Origin of the sequence: Pseudomonas fluorescens, assembly GCF_041354075.1 — a bacterium.
GTDB classification, from domain to species: domain Bacteria; phylum Pseudomonadota; class Gammaproteobacteria; order Pseudomonadales; family Pseudomonadaceae; genus Aquipseudomonas; species Aquipseudomonas fluorescens_CE.
In genome coordinates this window covers 1-389 of record NZ_JARZGC010000059.1, presented here as the reverse complement: position 1 = coordinate 389, position 389 = coordinate 1, and the positions used below count along the sequence as shown (strand labels likewise).

Sequence of the window (389 nt, the reverse complement as noted above, 5' to 3'; positions counted from 1 at the left end):
GGCCACAACGCCGTGGGCTTTTTCCTCACCACCGGCTTTCTCGGCATGATGTATTACTTCGTGCCCAAGCAAGTCGGACGGCCGGTGTACTCCTATCGCCTGTCCATCGTGCACTTCTGGGCGCTGATCACCCTGTACATCTGGGCCGGTCCGCACCACCTGCACTACACCGCCCTGCCCGACTGGGCGCAGTCGCTGGGCATGGCGATGTCGCTGATCCTCCTGGCACCGAGCTGGGGCGGGATGATCAACGGCATGATGACCCTCTCGGGCGCCTGGCATAAGTTGCGCAGCGACCCGATCCTGCGCTTTCTGGTGCTGTCCCTGGCGTTCTACGGCATGTCGACCTTCGAAGGGCCGATGATGGCGATCAAGACCGTCAACGCCCT

At 62.7% G+C, this 389-nt stretch carries 1 protein-coding gene; it reads left to right on the top strand.

Annotated elements, in window-relative coordinates; translation table 11 throughout:
- The coding region (locus tag QIW53_RS27305) for a cbb3-type cytochrome c oxidase subunit I (protein WP_371052684.1) at nt 1-389 on the top strand (389 nt) is incomplete at both ends.